The following is a 431-nucleotide window of genomic DNA, read 5'->3' as shown; positions in this document are numbered from 1 at the left end:
TACCTCGATCTCGACATCGAGGGCGTAGAATCTTCCCGTGGGGCCGCGGAGATGAACGTCCGGATCGCGACGATTAGCAGCCAGCAGGACGTCGTCGCCATCAAAGACGCTGTCTACGACGGTGATCTCGTCATCGCGGACATCACGCGACACACGACCACCGACAGCACGATGGAGCACATCATCGACGACCTCCGACAGGTCGCAGACGAGGTCGACGGCGACATCGCACAGAAGGGCGACGACCAGATCATCATCGCACCCACGGGCGTCGCCGTCGCGCGCGAAAAGCTGAACTGACGACAACCACGGGGCAACCGTCGGGTCGTATCACCGCTGCTGTACGCTGACTGCTGCCTTTTGACTGGCCGTCGATCGCTGTTGCATCCGCTTGGGCGGACGCTGTTCTGATAGGGATTATCGTAAGTCCA

General features: G+C 60.8%; 1 protein-coding gene. It reads left to right on the top strand.

Features of this window, described 5'->3' with window-relative positions; genetic code table 11:
- Positions 1–300 (top strand): cell division protein SepF (gene sepF / locus DEQ92_RS23040; protein WP_115821832.1); only part of this gene is annotated, 300 nt, incomplete at its 5' end.
- Positions 301–431: the final 131 nt, after the last annotated feature.

The sequence above is a fragment of the Haloferax sp. Atlit-6N genome, assembly GCF_003383195.1.
Taxonomy (GTDB): domain Archaea; phylum Halobacteriota; class Halobacteria; order Halobacteriales; family Haloferacaceae; genus Haloferax; species Haloferax gibbonsii.
This window is presented reverse-complemented; position numbering and strand designations above follow the sequence as displayed.